Source organism: Acinetobacter sp. NBRC 110496, from assembly GCF_000876115.1.
Classification (GTDB): Bacteria; Pseudomonadota; Gammaproteobacteria; order Pseudomonadales; family Moraxellaceae; genus Acinetobacter.
The window spans coordinates 1-643 of the sequence record NZ_BBTF01000158.1; the positions used below are offsets into that span (position 1 = coordinate 1).

The 643-nt window shown below is 37.0% G+C and carries 1 protein-coding gene; it reads right to left on the reverse strand.

Annotated features, from left to right (window positions below; genetic code table 11):
- Positions 1 to 129: 129 nt before the first annotated feature.
- Positions 130 to 643 (reverse strand): MFS transporter (locus Aba26S_RS21025; protein ID WP_043975228.1); only part of this gene is annotated, 514 nt, incomplete at its 5' end.

Here is a 643-nt window from a genome sequence, read left to right on the forward strand (position 1 = left end):
CCGCAAGCCCCATTAAACATACAAAGATTAGTTTTTTCATGTTGTTCCCCTTTTTTATTGAACGATAAAACAAGTTTAAAATTGTACAACAAATAAACGGGTTACTTCTAAGCCATTAGTCGAAAAGAATTATTTAGGCCACTTTTGATGATAGTCATCAATCACATACTCATGCACATGTACACCATTGACTTGGTGCTGAACCACATGATCGTGGTCTGCGGGTAAATCATCATGGCTATGTGCTAGAAAATCTTCATCTTTAGTTGTCCATAAGCGTAATGCAAGAATGAGAGCAATAATCGCAATAACAGCCATCGGAATAAAAGTCTGTAATGTGCCTATATTGGTACTTAACCATCCAACTAATGGATAAGTAATTAACCAACAAGCATGAGAGAAAGCAAATTGTGCGGCAAACAGTGAGGTTCTATTCTCACTCGATGCAGACTTGCGAATTAAACGGCCTGTAGGTGTTTGTGAAACAGAATATCCAATACCAAGCACAAACCAAAGTGCAAGCAAACCATTATAAGATGTAATGAAATAACCACTTAACAGCCCGATTACAAGAATTGTTGTACCAGTCAACATAACTGATCGATCAGGAAATTTATCCAATATCTTTGGCAAAACAAAAGCC